Raw genomic sequence first — 17625 nt, 5'->3', positions numbered from 1 at the left:
ATGAACGCAGGCCCCGGACGGCACGGTCGGCGCACCCGACGTGGACAGCGCACGTGGTTCGGCATTCTCGCTCTCGTGTTGATGTGTGCCCTCGGAATCGGAATCGCGACACAGGTGCGCGAAACGAGCACGTCGGGCAATCTGGAGAACTCGCGGCCCGAGGACCTGTTGGTGGTGTTGGACTCACTGACGCGACGCGAGGCGTCGATCCGCGACGAGATCAGCGCGCTTCAGGGCACGCTCGCCACCCTCCGGCAGTCCGGTTCCGGGTCGGACGCCGCGGTGGCGGAAGCCCAGGAACGACTGTCCGCGTTGTCCATTCAGATCGGCACCGTGGCGGCCCGAGGACCCGGCGTCACGTTGACGATCGACGACACCGACGCCGGCGTCGGAGCAGAGGTTCTGCTCGACGCGTTGCAGGAGCTGCGGGCCGCCGGTGCCGAGGCGTTGCAGATCGACGGTGGTGGGGTCGCGGTCCGCATCGGTGTGGATTCGTGGATGGCCGGACCGGCCGGCCGAGTCGTGGTGGACGGCCGAGAACTACGCGCTCCCTACACCTTCACTGCCATCGGAGATCCAGCGACTCTGGAAGCTGCACTGAACATTCCCGGAGGGGTGATCGACACGGTCGCCCGCAACGGGGCGAGCTCGCGAGTCGAGCGATCGGACCAGGTCACGGTCTCCGCCTTGCGAGATCCGCGCCCACGTCAATACGCTCAGCCCGGAAACTGATCGCCCGCTCGCCCCGGGCCACGATGGAAGGGAATGCCGCGTTGAGCGACATCGACACACCAGCTGATCTGCTTTACACCCCCGAGCACGAGTGGGTGCAGCGGACGGGGCCTGCGACGGTTCGAATCGGTATCACCGACTACGCCCAGACGCAGTTGGGCGACGTCGTGTTCGTTCAGCTTCCGGCGATCGGTGACAGCGTCACCGCGGGCGAGTCTCTCGGTGAAGTGGAATCGACCAAGAGCGTGTCCGACGTGTTCAGTCCGCTCACGGCCAAAGTCGTTGCCGTGAACGAAGATCTGGATTCCGAACCCGAGAAGGTGAACTCCGGACCGTACACCGGCGGGTGGCTGATCGAGCTCGAGGTCGCATCCTCGGAGGCATTGGACGCGGCGCTGGCACCGATGCTCGATGCCGCCGGATATGCTCTCATCACAGCTGAGTGACGAAGGGCCGTACACACCGGCCAACCGACCACAGGTCCTCGGCGCGCAGGGTACGGTCGACACCGAGCGAACAGCCTGTCGGGGCGAAGGTCGCGCATGGTGAGTGGTCCGCCACGCACCGAGGAACCGAAACGCACCACCGAACGCCAGCAGAACCAGAAGTGAAGACCATGTACTGCGTTACCCGAGGTGATCGTTGCCCGGGTCAACGGACTGAGAAGGAGTAACGGTGAGCCAGAACGACAACGACAGCAACTACGGGGAGTCGCCGGCCGAGACCACCTCGGTCTTCCGCGCCGATTTCCTCCAGGAGCTGGACAACTCCGCTACCGCCCAGAGCACCGAAGCTCCGGTATCGGGTGTCGAGGGCTTGCCTGTCGGAGCTGCCCTGCTCGTCGTCAAGCGTGGTCCCAACGCCGGATCCCGATTCCTGCTCGACCAGCCGACCACGTCGGCCGGTCGTCACCCCGACAGCGACATCTTCCTCGACGACGTCACCGTGAGCCGTCGACATGCTGAGTTCCGCCAGGACGAGGACGACTTCCAGGTCGTCGACGTGGGCAGCCTCAACGGCACCTACGTCAACCGCGAGCCGGTCGACTCCGCCGTGCTCGCCAACGGTGACGAGGTGCAGATCGGCAAGTTCCGTCTGGTCTTCCTCACCGGGCCGCGTGGCGGCAACGGATCTGCAGTCGGCGAGTCGTCTGCGGGTGCAGGAAGCCAGTGACCGCCGTCGGGCAGCAGTCCAGCGGGGGGATGTCGATTGGCTCCGTCCTCGATCGACTCCGGCCCGACTTTCCCGACGTGACCATCTCGAAGATCAGATTCCTCGAAGCCGAGGGTCTGATCTCTCCGGAGCGCACTCCGTCGGGCTATCGGCGTTTCTCGATCGCGGACTGCGAACGGCTGCGGTTCGTGCTCACCGCTCAGCGTGATCAGTACCTGCCGCTGAAGGTGATCAAGGAACAACTCGAAGCGATCGACCACGGCGTTGCAACCGTCGAGAGAGCAGACGCCTCGGTCAAGCGCCCGCGGTCGCTGACGATCGCGGCCGGTGAGGTCTCGCCGGAGGAGTTCCTACCCGATCGCGAGGTCCGCATCAGCAAGGCAGATCTACTGGCCCAGGCCGGCATCGATGACGCCTTCCTGACCGAGTTGCTACGCAGCGGTCTGATCACGCCCGGGCAGGCCGGGTTCTACGACGACGGTGCCGTCACGCTCGCTCGTACCGCGCACGCGATGTTGCAGTTCGGGCTCGAGGTTCGTCACCTCCGTGCGTTCAAGCTCGCGGCGGACCGCGAAGCGGGTCTCGTCGCTCAGATCGCCGGGCCGGTCGCCAAGGGGCGCGATGCCGGTGCACGTGATCGTGCCGAAGAGATGATCCGGGAATTGGCAGCTCTGTCGTTGACCTTGCATACGTGTCTGGTCAAAGCAGCGGTGCGTGGTGCGCTCGACCGGTGAGGTTCGCTCGCGCCGGTTCGGATTCCAATAGACTCGGTTCTGGTGAGCTGGACCAGCGACGACCAGCGAAGATTTCTCGAGGTGTGAGGTGGACACGATGAGTGAAATGCGTGTGGTCGGTATTCGTGTCGAACAGCCGCAGAACCAGCCCGTGTTGCTGCTGCGTGAATCCGACGGAGATAGGTACCTCCCGATTTGGATCGGCCAAACCGAAGCTGCCGCAATAGCTTTGGAGCAGCAAGGTGTGCAGCCGGCTCGGCCGCTGACGCACGATCTGGTGAAGAACCTGATCTCTGCGTTGGGGCACGAGCTCAAGGAGGTGCGCATCGTGGACCTCCAGGAAGGCACCTTCTACGCCGATCTCGTATTCGACAAGGACATCCGCGTGTCGGCGAGGCCGTCGGATTCGGTTGCCATCGCGCTCCGCGCCGGAGTCCCGATCTATGCGGAGGAGCCTGTGCTCGCCGAGGCCGGCCTGCTGATGCCGGACGAGCGTGAGGACGAGGTGGAGAAGTTCAAGGAATTCCTCGAATCGGTGTCGCCGGACGACTTCAAGGCCACCGACGGGTAACGGAATAGTCTCAACCTCAACTTTAGGTTCAGGTTTACGGCGCGTTGCGTTGAATCTGGTCGATTGCCCCCATAACGTTCGTGCCAGTGAAGTTCATCGCCGGCGCAGTTCGGACCGACGCAGTTCACGCCTCTTCGGTTGCCGCCGAGGCGTAGTCTGGCCCTGGTACACGGTATGACTTCACGCGAGTACACCGAGGCGTTCAGGCGCGCTTCGGACGGATTCCAGTACTGACTGGATCCGAACGCAGTGAGACATCCGAGAGGGAGCAGTCAGTGGGAGATCAGCCGCAGCAGCATCACGGCAGTCGAGAATCCGACGCCGCAAGCCGGACAGAGGACGCGTCCGCAGCCGATGCTCGGGTCGAGACCCCCGACGAGGCGTCGAATCGCCCTGTCGCACAGTCGCAGGACATTCAACCCGGCCTGTTCCCCGACGATTCGGTGCCCGACGAACTCGTCGGATACCGCGTACCCAGCGCGTGCCAGATTGCCGGCATCACCTATCGGCAACTCGACTACTGGGCGCGTACGGGCCTGGTCGTACCGTCCATCCGAGGCGCAGCAGGTTCGGGCAGCCAGCGGCTGTACTCGTTCAAGGACATGCTGGTCCTCAAGATCGTCAAGCGCCTACTCGACACCGGAATTTCGTTGCAGAACATCCGCGTCGCCGTGGATCACCTGCGCCAGCGTGGCGTCGGCGACCTCGCCAACATCACCCTGTTCTCCGACGGCACCACCGTCTACGAGTGCACGTCGGCCGAGGAAGTAGTCGACCTGCTGCAGGGCGGGCAGGGCGTCTTCGGTATCGCCGTCAACGGCGCGATGCGCGAGCTCACCGGCACCATCGCCGACTTCCCGGCCGAGCGAGCAGACGGCGGAGAGAGCCAGCCGAGCCCCGAAGACGAACTGGCGTCCCGCCGCAAGAATCGCGCGAGTCGTAAGACCGGCTAGACTTCTCACCGTCGCGCCTGCGCGGGAGAGTTCCGAGGCATCCAGTCTCGGACGCCGAAGGAGCAATACCTCCCCGTCAATCTCTCAGGCACACGGACCGTGTGGGCTTCGACAACTCTGGAAAGTGGTGGGAGCACCCACCCGCCCAAGGGGAAAGGTGCCGGTGCGCGCACGTCAGCGCGCCGTGTTCTACCGAATCTCTCAGGCGCACGCGTCAGCGAGCACACGACAGAGGGGGAGGAGCGGTCGGCGCGTATGCCCCGGCCGTCCGACGCCTTGTCTTGGGACCCTGGGAGTAGACCGTGACCGACCGAATGACTTCGACCGCATCGGCTTTCGTCGACAGACACATCGGCCCCGACACCACCGAACTGGCCCGCATCCTCGATGCAATCGGTGTCGACAGCCTCGACGAGCTGGCCCGCAAGGCTGTTCCCGAGTCCATTCTCGATACCGTCGTCGACGGGGTTCCCGATGGCCTGGCGACATTGCCGCCTGCTCTGAGCGAGCACGATGCGCTGGCCGCGCTGGCCGATCTCGCCGGCCGCAACACGGTGGCCACCTCGATGATCGGCCTGGGCTACTACGACACCCTGACGCCTCCGGTGCTCACGCGCGGCATCCTGGAGAATCCGGCCTGGTACACCGCCTACACCCCCTATCAGCCCGAGATCAGTCAAGGCCGACTGGAGGCACTGCTCAACTTTCAGACGATGGTGTCGGATCTGACCGGTATGGATGTCGCGAATGCCTCCATGCTCGACGAGTCCACTGCCGCAGCCGAATCCATGACGCTCATGCGTCGCGCCAACCGAGGCTCGAAGTCACCCCGCCTCGTCGTCGATTCGGATATTTACCCGCAGACCAAAGCCGTCCTCGCTACGCGCGCCGAACCGCTCGGGATCGAGCTGGTGTACGCCGACCTCGCCGACGGCCTGCCCGAAGGCGACTTCTTCGGAGTGCTGGCGCAGCTGCCGGGAGCGTCAGGCCGTCTGGTGGACCACACCGCCACGATCGAGGCTGCACACGAGCGCGGTGCGCTGGTTGCAGTCGGGGTCGATCTGCTGGCCGCCACCCTGGTGACCGCGCCCGGCGAAATCGGTGCCGACGTCTGCTTCGGAACCACCCAGCGCTTCGGGGTTCCGATGGGGTACGGCGGTCCGCATGCCGGTTATCTCGCAGTGCGCTCCGGGCACTCGCGCCAGCTGCCCGGGCGGTTGGTCGGAGTGTCCGTCGATGCAGACGGACATCGGGCCTACCGCTTGGCCCTGCAGACGCGCGAGCAGCACATTCGCCGTGAGAAGGCGACCTCCAACATCTGCACCGCCCAGGTGCTGTTGGCCATCGTGGCCGCGATGTACGCCAGCTACCACGGCGCGGATGGGCTGCGCGCGATCGCACTTCGCGTCAACACCCGTGCTCGAACCGTCGCAGCAGGGTTGCAGGCTGCGGGCATCGACGTGGTGCATGCCGAGTTCTTCGATACCGTGCTCGCCGCGGTCCCCGGCGCGGCCCACACCGTCGTCGATGCCGCCAAACAACGCGGTATCAACCTCCGACCGGTCGACGACGATCACGTCGCGATCGCCTGTGACGAGGCAACCACGGAGGCTCACATCGTCGATGTGCTCGCTGCATTCGGTGCCGAGCCCGCCGGCCCGGGAGCCGAGTCCGTCCCGGCCGATTGTGCCCGCACGTCCGAGTACCTGACGCATCCCGCCTTCACGCGCTACCGCACCGAGACAGCCATGCTGCGCTACCTTCGGGCGCTGTCGGACAAGGACATCGCCCTCGACCGCAGCATGATCCCGCTGGGATCGTGCACGATGAAGTTGAACGCGACCGCTGAAATGGAGTCGATCACCTGGCCTCAGTTCGCGCGCCAACACCCGTTCGCGCCGTCGACCGACGTCCCCGGACTACTCCGGGTGATCGCCGACCTCGAACAATGGCTCGTCGACATCACCGGCTACGACGCGGTCAGCCTGCAGCCCAATGCAGGAAGCCAGGGCGAGTACGCGGGACTGCTCGCGATCCGCCGATACCATCAGGCCAACGGCGACACCGATCGCACGGTCTGCTTGATCCCGTCGAGCGCGCACGGCACCAACGCCGCCTCCGCGGTGATGGTCGGGATGCGCGTCGTCGTGGTGGCGTGCCGACCGAACGGAGACGTCGACGTCGACGACCTGCGGGCCAAGATCGCCGAGCACGCCGACACCCTCGCCGCCATCATGATCACCTACCCCTCCACCCACGGTGTGTACGAGCACGAGATATCCGATATCTGTGCCGCGGTGCACGACGCGGGTGGACAGGTGTACGTCGACGGTGCCAACCTCAACGCTCTGGTCGGGTTGGCTCGGCCGGGTCGTTTCGGCGGAGATGTCAGTCACCTGAACCTGCACAAGACCTTCTGCATCCCGCACGGCGGTGGCGGTCCCGGCGTCGGACCCATCGGCGTCCGTTCGCATCTGCAGCCGTACCTGCCCGGCCACCCGCTGGCACCGCAACTGGGCGACGGTCCGACCGTTGCGGGCGCACCGTACGGAAGCGCGTCGATCCTGACGATCACGTGGGCATACATCGCGATGATGGGTGCGCAGGGGCTGCGCCGGGCGACCTTGACCGCCATCGCGTCGGCCAACTACATCGCGCGCCGCCTCGACGAGTACTTCCCCGTGCTCTACACCGGCGACAACGGCATGGTGGCGCACGAGTGCATCCTCGATCTGCGAGGTCTGACCAAGGACACCGGCGTCACCGTCGACGACGTGGCGAAGAGACTGGCGGACTACGGCTTCCATGCGCCGACGATGAGCTTCCCGGTGCCGGGGACCCTGATGGTCGAGCCGACCGAGAGCGAGAATCTGGAGGAGATCGACGCATTCTGCGACGCGATGATCTCCATCCGCAGGGAAATCGACCGCGTCGGCTCCGGCGAGTGGACCGTAGAGGACAACCCGTTGCGCGGCGCTCCGCATACGGCGCAATGCCTCGTCGCCGACTGGGACCACCCGTACTCGCGGGAACTCGCGGCGTACCCCGCAGGCTACGACCGACCGAAGGTGTGGCCCGCGGTCCGGCGGATCGACGGCGCGCACGGCGACCGCAACCTGGTGTGTTCCTGCCCGCCGATCGAGGCGTTCGCCTGACTGGACGGGCAGATGGTCAGCCCCGCGTGAGTTCGAGCATCGCGATCTCGGGCGGGGCTGCCACGCGCACCGGCGGACCCCACGCGCCTGCACCGCGGGTTGTGTAGAGCGTGGTGTCACCGATCGTGTCCAGCCCCTCGACACTGGGCTGCTGGAGCGGCACCAGATAGCGGATCGGCCAGATCTGCCCGCCATGAGTGTGTCCGGATACCTGCATGTCCACGCCCAGCTCGGAGGCCTCCACAGCCTGCTTGGGCTGATGAGCCATCAACAGCACGAAGCGATCCGGGTCGATGCCGTCGAGCGCAGCGCCGAGATTCGGTTCGTACGGTTCCGGGGCAGTGGCGTCGTTGATGCCGGCGATATCGATGGCAGCGCCATCACGGGTGATCGTCCTGCGCTCGTTGCGCAACACGTCGATGTCGAGGGTCGACCAGAAGTCGAGCCACTCTCCGCCGTCGCCCGCGTAGAACTCGTGGTTGCCGCTGACAGCGAAGACCCCGAGAGGGGCTTCGAGGTCGCGCAGCGGCTCGAGGTCTTCTCCGACCAACTCCACTGTCCCGTCGATGAGATCGCCGTCGAGCAGCACGACATCAGGCTGCTGCGCGTTGACCGAATCCACGACCGTGCGCAGGAAGCCCGCACCGCGAGACGGTCCGGCGTGAATATCGGACACCAATGCCACTCGCAGACCGTCGAATTCGGCCGGCAACCGGTCGAGCGCAACCTGGGTGCGTGTGACACGAGGCGAGGCGGCTTCGACGAGGCCGTACCCCACTGCGACGACGCTGACGAGAGCCACGACGACGGAGCCGACCCGCGATATGCGCAGCCGAACAGCAGTCGAATCACGATGCGACAGTGCGAACATCACCCGCACGACGGTGCAGATAAGAGCAACGAGGACCGTGCCGAGGAACAGATACAACACCACCGCCAACCAGGTCAGGCCGAGGAAAGCCGGGCCACGGGCCCAGGACGGATCGAACTCGACGCCGCTGCCGAAGCCGACCACCGCGCACAACCACAGAAGTATCAGCAACAGATCTGCCGGGCGTCCGACACGTGCCGGTGCCCTCGTTACGGAGAGAAACCGCCAGTGCAGGAAGAGCGTGACGAGGAGTAGGAAGACGCCGACAAAAAGTACACGAGACATGTTCTAGTACAGCAACTTTCCGAGTCGATCGAGGAGGTCTGGGGAATCCGATGTCGGGACCGTGTCCACGGTGCCGCCGGTGCGAGCTGCGATGTCGGTGAACACGGGGGCAGGGCTGCCGTCGCCGATGCGCACGACGTTCACCGCGACCGGCCGCGCCGGATCGGACGCCGATGTCAGTTCGGTGAGTAGCTCGTCCGCCGACAAGGGTGAGTCGTCCGGGCCGTCCGTGATCAGCACGACCGAATTGACGCGGCCGGGGACGTAACCGGCCACGGCGTCGAGATACGCGACGAGTACGGACGCGTACGTGAACGAGCCGGTTGCCGGCGTCAACGCCTCAACGGTCGCATCGAGGGCGGAGCGCCTCGGAGTGGTCCCGACGGGAACTGTCATCGGTCCGGTCGGGACATCCACCCGGAAGGGCAGCGAGTTGTTCAGGTCTTCGCTGAAACTCCACAGACCGAGTTCGGTGGCGTCGGGGACTCGTCGGAACTGCTCGCTCAGTGCGCGAACGGTGTTCTGCAGCCGCGTCGCACCGCCTTCGGTGGTGCGCATCGACTCGGACACGTCGAGCAGCACAGTGGCACGGCGGGGCAGAACCGGATTGCGAAGTACAGCGAGCAACGCGTCGGCAACCGGCCCCGATGGTGGGGCGACGATGCCCGCGTCCTGGGTCTCGTCCACGCTGAATCCCGCGTCCGAGAGTGTCTGCGTACCGTCGGGCTGACGCACGAAATCGACGAATGCCGCGGCTGCTCGGGTGGAGGTCTCGTCACCGGAGAGCACGACCGCCGGATGATCGGCGACAGGCGTTGCACCCTGTGGTCGAACGGCGGTCAGCGTCGAGGAATCGGTCGACGCGAGTTGCTGTTCGGTGACCGGGACCGCGTGGACGGCGGCGTCGGGGCCGGCAGCATTCTCGAGCGCCGCGAGGGCGTCGTACGTGGTGGAGCCCGAGGTTGCGGCAGCGCCGGTGTCGGTCACCGCCAACTCCGACATCGCCGACACCAGTGGCGTCGAGGAGGCCTCCTCGACGGTGAGTGCGGTGGTCGGGTCACCGCGTACGCCTGCCGCGATGGCCGTGACCGCAAGAGTGCTCGCGCCGGTGTCGGAGCCGGACGGCACGGCGAGTCGAAGCCCACCCCACTCGGGGAGTCCGAGAGCCTGCGGGTCGCGTTGCAGTCGTATCAGATCTGCCCAGCTCGAGCCTGCAGCGACGACGGCGTCGGCCACCGCGCCCGGTGCAGCGAGGACGATCGGACTCGATGCGAGCGGCCGCGGCGTGCCGTCGATGGCTCCACGGTCGACGACGGCCTCGACGTTTGCCGAGGACTGGGGTATCCACAGACCCGGCCGGGCGCCGAGCGCACCGGCATCCCAGTTGTCGGCACCGGAGTTCAGTGCCGCTCGCACCGCATCGGATGCGATGGCTCGAACCTCCACTGTCACACAGTGATCGCGAATCACCGGGGCGGTCGCGTCGAATCGTGTTGCCAGCTGTTCGATCGCGGCGGAGATGTCGGGGTCGGCTGCCACGGTGAGGACGGCCGGTCCCTCCACGCAGGTGTCGGCTGCCTCGATCCCCTGATCCGAAATTCGATCACGCAGCGCAAACCATCCGAACACGGCCGCCACCAGGACCGCGATCGTCAGTACGACGATCACGGGCCCGGCGGCTATGGAACGTCCGCGCCCTGAGTTCCGGTGTTCACCCACGTGGTCGACAAGTCCGTCAGGCGTTGACGGCCTTGTACTCCCGTCGGCGGCGATGCAGGATCGGCTCGGTGTACCCGTTGGGCTGGCTCGTGCCCTGGAAGATCAGATCACTCGCAGCCTGGAATGCGATGTTGGTGTCGAAATCGGGTGCCAACGGCTTGTACGTCGGATCGGACGCGTTCTGCCGGTCGACCACCGGTGCCATTCGCTTCAGCGATTCGCGCACCTGCTCCTCGGTGACGATGCCGTGCCGCAACCAGTTCGCAATGAACTGGCTCGAAATGCGCAGCGTCGCACGGTCTTCCATGAGAGCGATGTCGTTGATGTCGGGCACCTTGGAGCATCCGACACCGTGGTCGATCCAGCGCACGACATAACCGAGGATGGACTGCGAATTGTTGTCGAGTTCGTTCTGCTTCTCCTCGTCGGTCCAGTCGGTGGACGGAGCGAGAGGGATCTCGAGGATCTCGTCGACGGTGGCGCGCTTGGCTTGTGCGATCTCGTGCTGACGGGCGAACACGTCGACCTTGTGATAGTGCAGGGCGTGCAGGGTCGCTGCGGTGGGGGAGGGAACCCATGCGGTGTTCGCGCCGGCCTTGGGGTGGCCGATCTTCTGCTCGAGCATGTCGTGCATCAGATCAGGCATGGCCCACATGCCCTTGCCGATCTGCGCCTTGCCCTGCAGGCCGGCCGCCAGCCCGGTGTCGACATTGAAGTCCTCGTAGGCGGCAATCCACTTCTCGCCCTTCATCGCTCCCTTGCGAACGACGGGCCCTGCCTCCATCGAGGTGTGAATCTCGTCGCCGGTGCGGTCGAGGAAGCCGGTGTTGATGAACACGACCCGCTCGGACGCGGCCTGGATGCAGGCCTTGAGGTTGACCGTCGTGCGGCGCTCCTCGTCCATGATGCCGACCTTGAGCGTGTTGGTGGGCAGGCCGAGGACCTGCTCGACGCGGCCGAATAGTTCGGCGGTGAAGGCGACCTCGTCCGGTCCGTGCATCTTCGGCTTGACGATGTACAGCGAGCCCGTACGCGAGTTCGACAGCACGTTGTCCGGAGTCAACGAGTGCAGACCGGCGAGCGAGGTGAACAACGCATCGAGAATGCCCTCGGGAACCTCGTTGCCGTCGGCGTCGAGGATCGCGTCGGAGGTCATCAGGTGGCCGACGTTACGGACGAACAGCAGCGAACGGCCGTGCAGCGTCAGCTCGGAACCGTCGACCGAGGTGTAGGTGCGGTCCTTGTTCATCGCACGAGTGAACGTCTTGCCGCCCTTGGAGACCTCCTCGGTGAGATCGCCCTTCATCAGGCCGAGCCAGTTGCGGTAGCCCAGAACCTTGTCGTCGGCATCGACTGCGGCGACCGAATCCTCGAAGTCCATGATCGTGGTGACAGCCGACTCGAGGAGCACGTCCTTGACGCCTGCTCCGTCGGTCTTGCCGATCGGGCTCTCGGGGTCGATCTGGATCTCGAAGTGCAAACCGTTGTTCACGAACAGGATGGCCGTCGGCGCATCGGGTGTGCCCTGGTAGCCCAGCAGCTGTGCCGGATCCTTCAGGCCCACCGTGCTGCCATCGGCCAACGTCACCGTCAGCGACGCGGCGTCGACGACGTATCCGGTGGTTCCGACGTGCGAGCCGGAGCTCAGCGGCAATGCCTCGTCGAGGAAGTCACGCGCGAACGCAATGACCTTGTCTCCACGGACCTTGTTGTAGCTCGAGCCCTTCTCGGCTCCGTCGGTCTCGGGAATGGCGTCCGTTCCGTAGAGGGCGTCGTAGAGCGAGCCCCATCGTGCGTTGGAGGCATTGATCGCAAAGCGTGCATTGAGCACGGGAACCACGAGCTGCGGCCCGGCTGTGGTGGTGATCTCGGTGTCCACTCCGGACGTGGTGATCTGGAAGTCGGCGGGCTCGTCGAGCAGGTAGCCGATCTCTTTCAGGAAGGCCTTGTACGCTGCGCGGTCGTAATCGGCACCGGCATGTTCGCCGTGCCATGCGTCGACCTTGCCCTGGATCTCGTCGCGAACGGCGAGCAACGCCTTGTTCTTGGGAGCGAGATCGGCGATCACCGACGCGGCACCGGCCCAGAAGGTCTCCGAATCTACGTCGGTACCCGGCAGCGCCTCCTTCTCGACGAAATCGAATAGGACCTTGGCGACCTGAAGTCCACCAGCCTGCACACGATCGGTCATGAATTCCTCACTCTTTCCGGTCACGGACACCGGTGACGGTGTCCCCACGACAACGGTGTCGATGTTACTCGGCGGTAGGTCCGACGCCGAACCCGCCGCCGGTGAGCAGATTTCGACACCGATCCACCAGTGCCGAGCGTAGGGGAGCTGCCTTTTCCGACAGTTCTCCCTGAGCGCGAACGTACTCTGCTCGTCCAGCCGCAGTTTCGATTCGGATGGGATCGAGATGGTACTCGCTCAGGTCGTACGGACTTGCGCGCATATCGATCGTCCGAGCCTCCAACGCCAACTCGAAACAGTCGGTCACGAACTCGGAGTCGATCAGCGGACCCAATTTGTAGCACCACTTGTACAGATCCATCGACGCGTGGATGCAACCGGGCTGCTCGGACCCCATGCGCGACTCCGGGGACAACTCAAGTGCGTTACGCGGTACTGCATCCTCGGTGAAGAAGCGGTAGGCGTCGTAATGAGTGCACCGCAACGTCATCGAGTCCACCACGGCGTCGGTTCCCTCGTGACCGAGTCGCAGCGGGACCTGGCTGTGCCGCACTGCCGAGTCGCCGCCGCGGTAGACCATCGCCCATTCGTGCAGACCGAAGCAGCCGAGCAAGGGCGGTCGCTCCCGCGTCGCCGACAGCAGACCCAGAACGAACTCGATGCTGGGCCGGCGTCGCTCGAGCAGATCCGACCGCACCCGGAAGCCTGGACCGTCTGCAGTCTCGACCTGTTCGTACGAGGCGAACTCGGCGAAGTCACGCGCCCGATCGCCCGTCAGAACCGTGCCGTGGCCGGGATTCCATCGGCGCAACTGACCCGGGCGATGGCTGTAGTAGGTGAACAAGAAATCCACCACCGGATGCACATTGCCGTGTCCGCGATCGACCAGATAGCTGCCGACGAGACTCTCCACCCGCGCCGAGTGCGCGTCTCGCCGGGCAGTCCACTCCGCCTCGGTCAGCGTTGCCGATTCGCCCATTCAGACGTTCCGCGGGGTGCCGGTAGGTGCGGACTGACCCGGTCGGGGACCGGCGACACGGTGAGTCCCGTCTCGAACCGTGCCCACGAACTCCTCCACCAGATCCTCCAGCGCGACGATGCCGACCGTGGCACCGGTCGCATCGTGCACCGCACCGAGGTGGCTGCTGGCGCGCCGCAGCTTCGTCAGCGCGTCGTCGAGCACGGTGTCTATGGACACCACGGGCAGGGCCCTGACGTCGCTGCGGGGAATGACGGTCTCCGGGCCGGCGGAGTCGTCGGCCATGTCGTCGAGCACGTCCTTCAGGTGCAGATAGCCCACCAGGGAACCGCTCGCATCACGCACCGGGTACCGAGAGAACCCGGTTTCGATGACTGCGCGTTCCACCGAACCGAGGGTCGGACCGAGAGTGTGGTCCGGCCCGGACAGCTCGATACTCCGAACCTGATGCGAGGGAATCAGAACCTCGGCTACGGTTCGGCCCGAGGTCTCGAGAGCTTGGCGCAATCTGCGGTGTTCCTCGGCGTCGATCAGTCCCTCCGAGCGCGATTCGCCGATCATCTGCGACAGCTCCACCGCCGACACCGACGAACTCAGTTCGTCCTTGGGCTCGATGCGAAGCATGCGCAGCGTCAGGTTGGCGCACAGGTTGTAGAACGAGATCAGGGGCAACGCCACCTTGATGAACATCAGGTGGATGGGCACGAGCACCATGGCGGTGCTCTCCGGGCCGGCGATGGCGATGTTCTTCGGGACCATCTCGCCGACGAGGATGTGCAGGACGACGACGAGTGTCAGCGCGATGGCGAAGGCGATCGGGTGCAGGAACGAGCCGGGGATGCCGACCAGCTCCAGGGGCACCTCGATCAAGTGCGCGACCGCGGGCTCGGCGACGCGGCCGAGCAGAATCGAGCAGATCGTGATGCCGAGTTGTGCCGCGGCGAGCATCTGCGACAGATTCTGACCGGCCTCGATGACGCTCTGCGCGCGCTTCTTGCCCTGCGCCAGCAATGCCTCGAGACGATCACGGCGAGCTGAGATCAGTGCGAACTCGGCACCGACGAAGAAGGCGTTTCCGGCCAGCAGCAGAACTGCCAGACCTACCCCGAGGAAGTCACCCATCGACCTCACCGTCCGATCGCAGACGCGCCACTGCTTCGGCGTCGACCGGCAGGATCAGCACACGATCGATACGGCGGCCGTCCATGCGGATCACGCGCGCCATCCACCCGCCGTCGCCGTCGGGGACGTCCTCCGTCGCCGGGGACGGTAGAAGCACCGCGTCTCCCTCTGATGGAATCCGGCCGAGTTGCATCAGTACCAGGCCCCCGATGGTTTCGTATTCGCCTTCCGGGGCCGAATAGCCCGTCGCCGACGCAACCTCGTCGATGCGAAGCAGCCCCGCGCAGTCCCAGCCGTCGCCCGAACGAGCGACGTCCAGTTCCGGCTCGTCGTGTTCGTCGCGCACGTCGCCGACGATCTCCTCGATCAGATCTTCCATCGTCACCATGCCTGCGGTGCCGCCGTACTCGTCCACCACGAGGGCCACCTGCATTCCGTCGGCTCGCACGCGTTCCATCACAGCGTCGCCGTCCAGGCTCGACGGAACGACCGGAACGTCGCGCGCCAGGGACTCGACAGTGGTGGACCGGCGGTCCGCTCCGGCCACCGTGAACGCATGCTTGATGTGTACGACACCGACGGTGTCGTCCAGGTCGCCGTCGACCACCGGGAACCGAGAAAAGCCCGTTCGCGCAGCGGTTTCGATCAGGTCGGCGACGGTCGCGTCGGTGGCGAGAGTCTCGATCTTGACCCGCGGAGTCATCAGTTCCTCGGCGGTGCGGTCGCCGAACTGCAACGACCGGTCGACCAGACGTGCGGTGTTCTCGTCGATCGAGCCCTGCTGGGCCGACGTTCGGACCAGTGAACCGAGCTCCTGCGGTGATCTTGCCGAACGCAGTTCCTCGGCCGGTTCGATGCCGAGCCGTCGCACGAGCCAGTTGGCCGAGCCGTTGAGTCCGTTGATCGCCCATTTGAAGATCAGGGAGAACCCGGCCATCGCTCCGGCTGTGACCCGCGCGGTCGACATCGGTTTCGCGATGGCGATGTTCTTGGGGACCAGTTCACCGAAAATCATCGAGAACGACGTGGCCAAGATCAGAGCCACCGCGAGGGAGATGCCCGACGCAAGAGAGTCCGAGGCACCGAGCGCGGTGGTCACCGGCCGAATGAATCCTGCCAGCACCGGCTCCGCGAGATAACCGGTGATGAGGGTGGTGATCGTGATGCCCAGCTGCGCGCCCGACAACTGAAAAGACAGCGTCTTGTGAGCATGCAGAACTTGGCGCGAGCGTAGGTCGCCGTTCTCGGCCTGAGACTCGACCGCACTGCGTTCGAGAGCAGTGAGGGAGAACTCTGCCGCGACGAAGAGGGCAGTACCTGCCGTCAGCGCCACGAAGCCGATCAGGCTGACGATGGTGACGAGAGTGGCCACAGGTCAACGCCGCCGAAGTTGAGAGAGCAGTACCGCTCCGCTCGTCTGCGGGGACCTGTCGAAATCGGTGTCGCCGGGTTTCTCTCCCGGCTCGATAGAGGATCCCTCCGATGTGGAACCGTCGTCGTGCTGCTCCGCAGTTGCCGAACCGGCAACCGAAATAGTGGGTGCCTCGGGCACCTGATTCCCTTCTGTCTGGTTCGCGTTGCGGCACACCGGTGGTGGCCGACGCGTCGTCGCACCGCGCCGAGTCGACGTTGTCTTCTCGGCGCGGGCAACGACAGCGAACGTCGTCGAACTCGTAGTGGGTGAGTCTAACCGTCTCGGTGCGTTACCACCCGGACGGCAGGGGGCGCCCCTCGGCAAATCCTGCGGCCGACTGGACCCCGAGGACGGCTCGTTCGGCCAATTCGGGCAGGGAACGGGCCCCGGCATAGGTGCATGTGCTGCGCACACCTGCGCAGATGTGATCGATGAGGTCTTCGACGCCGGGACGATCCGGATCCAGTCGCATCCGGGAACTGGAGATCCCTTCCTCGAACAATGCCTTGCGGGCGCGGTCGAAGGCCCCGTCGGTGGCAGTGCGCGCCGCGACGGCACGCTTGGACGCCATGCCGAAGCTTTCCTTGTATCGGTTGCCCGCCGCGTCGACGCGAAGGTCTCCGGGAGATTCGTAGGTGCCCGCGAACCAGGATCCGATCATGACGTTGGCGGCACCGGCCGCGAGCGCGAGCGCGACGTCGCGAGGATGGCGAACACCGCCGTCGGCCCAGACCGACGCACCGAGTTCGGCTGCGGCAGCCGAACAGTCGGCCACGGCGGAGAACTGCGGCCGACCCACGCCGGTCATCATGCGAGTGGTGCACATGGCCCCGGGGCCGACACCGACCTTGACGATGTCCGCACCCGCCGCCACCAGGTCACGGGTGCCCTGAGCGGAGACGACGTTGCCGGCGGCGAGCGGTACGCCGAGATCGAGCGAACGCACTTCGGCCAACGCTTCGAGCATCTTCTGTTGGTGCCCGTGGGCGGTATCCATCACCAGGACGTCGGCACCGGCCTCGACCAGTGCCGTCGCCTTCTTCGCCACGTCGCCGTTGATGCCGACCGCGGCAGCGATCCGCAGCCGTCCCGACGCGTCGACGGCAGGGGCGTAGATGCCGGTGCGGACGGCACCGGTGTTCGTCACCACACCGGCCAACGAACCGTCGTCCTCGACGACGATCGCGAGCTGGGCGTGGGCGGCCTCCATCATCTCGAAGACCTCTTTGGGTGAGGCGTTGCGGGCCACCCGCACGAAGTCGGTCGCGGCCACCGAGCTGAGCCGAGCGAAGCGATCGACGTCCGCGCAGGCGCTCTCGGTGACGACACCGACGGGCTTGCCGTGCTCGACGATCACGACGGATCCATGAGCGCGCTTGTGCACCAGGGCGAGCGCATCGGAGACCGAGGCGTTGGGGCCGAGAACGACCGGTGTGTCGGCAACGAGATCTCTGCTCTTGACGAATGCGACCGTTTCGGCCACGGCCTCGGTGGGCAGGTCCTGCGGAATGACGGCAATGGCACCGCGTCGTGCGACGGTCTCGGCCATCCGCCGACCCGATACTGCGGTCATGTTCGACACCACGATCGGAATGGTCGTTCCCGACCCGTCGACCGTGCTGAGGTCCACGTCGAAACGAGAAGTGACATCGGTCCGGTTCGGGACGAGGAAGACGTCGTCGTAGGTGAGATCGTAGGGCGGCTGGTGACCATCGAGGAACTGCAC

Annotated in this window: 14 protein-coding genes and 1 riboswitch; of the genes, 7 read left to right on the top strand and 7 right to left on the bottom strand. The window is 65.5% G+C overall.

The window, feature by feature from the left end; genetic code table 11:
- From CH281_RS14235 to gcvP, 7 genes are all read left to right on the top strand, one after another.
- Entirely contained in the window at positions 1–732 is a 732-nt protein-coding gene (locus CH281_RS14235; protein ID WP_027497170.1) for a DUF881 domain-containing protein, read from the top strand.
- A 41-nt stretch (positions 733–773) separates the two neighbouring features.
- The gene (gcvH, locus tag CH281_RS14230; RefSeq protein WP_027497169.1) at positions 774–1178 is read left to right on the top strand and encodes a glycine cleavage system protein GcvH; all 405 of its coding nucleotides are present in this window, start codon (positions 774–776) and stop codon (positions 1176–1178) included.
- A gap of 229 nt (positions 1179–1407) precedes the next feature.
- Positions 1408–1905, top strand: a complete 498-nt coding sequence (garA, locus tag CH281_RS14225; RefSeq protein ID WP_027497168.1) for a glycogen accumulation regulator GarA — start codon at positions 1408–1410, stop codon at positions 1903–1905.
- A complete protein-coding gene (gene ftsR / locus CH281_RS14220; RefSeq protein ID WP_027497167.1) occupies positions 1902–2639 on the top strand; it encodes a transcriptional regulator FtsR in 738 nt (245 codons plus the stop codon). Before garA ends, ftsR begins: the two co-directional genes overlap by 4 nt.
- Before the next feature lie 97 nt (positions 2640–2736).
- Complete coding sequence (locus CH281_RS14215) at positions 2737–3210, top strand: bifunctional nuclease family protein (RefSeq protein WP_027497166.1); 474 nt, start codon at positions 2737–2739, stop codon at positions 3208–3210.
- 413 nt (positions 3211–3623) lie between these two features.
- Complete coding sequence (locus tag CH281_RS14210; RefSeq protein WP_157226114.1) at positions 3624–4163, top strand: MerR family transcriptional regulator; 540 nt, start codon at positions 3624–3626, stop codon at positions 4161–4163.
- Between the two features lie 12 nt (positions 4164–4175).
- Positions 4176–4273: riboswitch (glycine riboswitch) on the top strand.
- A gap of 204 nt (positions 4274–4477) precedes the next feature.
- Positions 4478–7318: an aminomethyl-transferring glycine dehydrogenase gene (gene gcvP, locus CH281_RS14205; protein ID WP_094694616.1), complete on the top strand. Its 2841-nt coding sequence runs from the start codon at positions 4478–4480 to the stop codon at positions 7316–7318.
- A 16-nt stretch (positions 7319–7334) separates the two neighbouring features.
- Here gcvP and CH281_RS14200 read toward each other — a convergent pair whose 3' ends face one another.
- From CH281_RS14200 to CH281_RS14165, 7 genes are all read right to left on the bottom strand, one after another.
- Positions 7335–8474: a metallophosphoesterase gene (locus CH281_RS14200; protein WP_094622188.1), complete on the bottom strand. Its 1140-nt coding sequence runs from the start codon at positions 8472–8474 to the stop codon at positions 7335–7337.
- Positions 8475–8477: 3 nt separating this feature from the next.
- On the bottom strand, positions 8478–10142 hold the full coding sequence (locus CH281_RS14195) for a VWA domain-containing protein (protein WP_256983533.1): 1665 nt from the start codon (positions 10140–10142) through the stop codon (positions 8478–8480).
- Between the two features lie 67 nt (positions 10143–10209).
- Complete coding sequence (locus CH281_RS14190; RefSeq protein ID WP_094694612.1) at positions 10210–12384, bottom strand: malate synthase G; 2175 nt, start codon at positions 12382–12384, stop codon at positions 10210–10212.
- A gap of 64 nt (positions 12385–12448) precedes the next feature.
- Positions 12449–13363, bottom strand: coding sequence for a 3-methyladenine DNA glycosylase (locus CH281_RS14185; protein WP_094694526.1), 915 nt, complete (start codon positions 13361–13363; stop codon positions 12449–12451).
- On the bottom strand, positions 13364–14485 hold the full coding sequence (locus tag CH281_RS14180; protein WP_032370576.1) for a hemolysin family protein: 1122 nt from the start codon (positions 14483–14485) through the stop codon (positions 13364–13366).
- Complete coding sequence (locus tag CH281_RS14175) at positions 14478–15857, bottom strand: hemolysin family protein (RefSeq protein WP_027497158.1); 1380 nt, start codon at positions 15855–15857, stop codon at positions 14478–14480. Before CH281_RS14175 ends, CH281_RS14180 begins: the two co-directional genes overlap by 8 nt.
- 331 nt (positions 15858–16188) lie before the next feature.
- Entirely contained in the window at positions 16189–17625 is a 1437-nt protein-coding gene (locus CH281_RS14165) for a GuaB1 family IMP dehydrogenase-related protein (RefSeq protein ID WP_032366171.1), read from the bottom strand.

Source organism: Rhodococcus sp. 06-221-2, from assembly GCF_002258365.1.
Classification (GTDB): Bacteria; Actinomycetota; Actinomycetes; order Mycobacteriales; family Mycobacteriaceae; genus Rhodococcoides; species Rhodococcoides fascians.
Note: the sequence above shows the minus strand (reverse complement) of the source record. Positions and strands in the feature narration are given on the sequence as shown.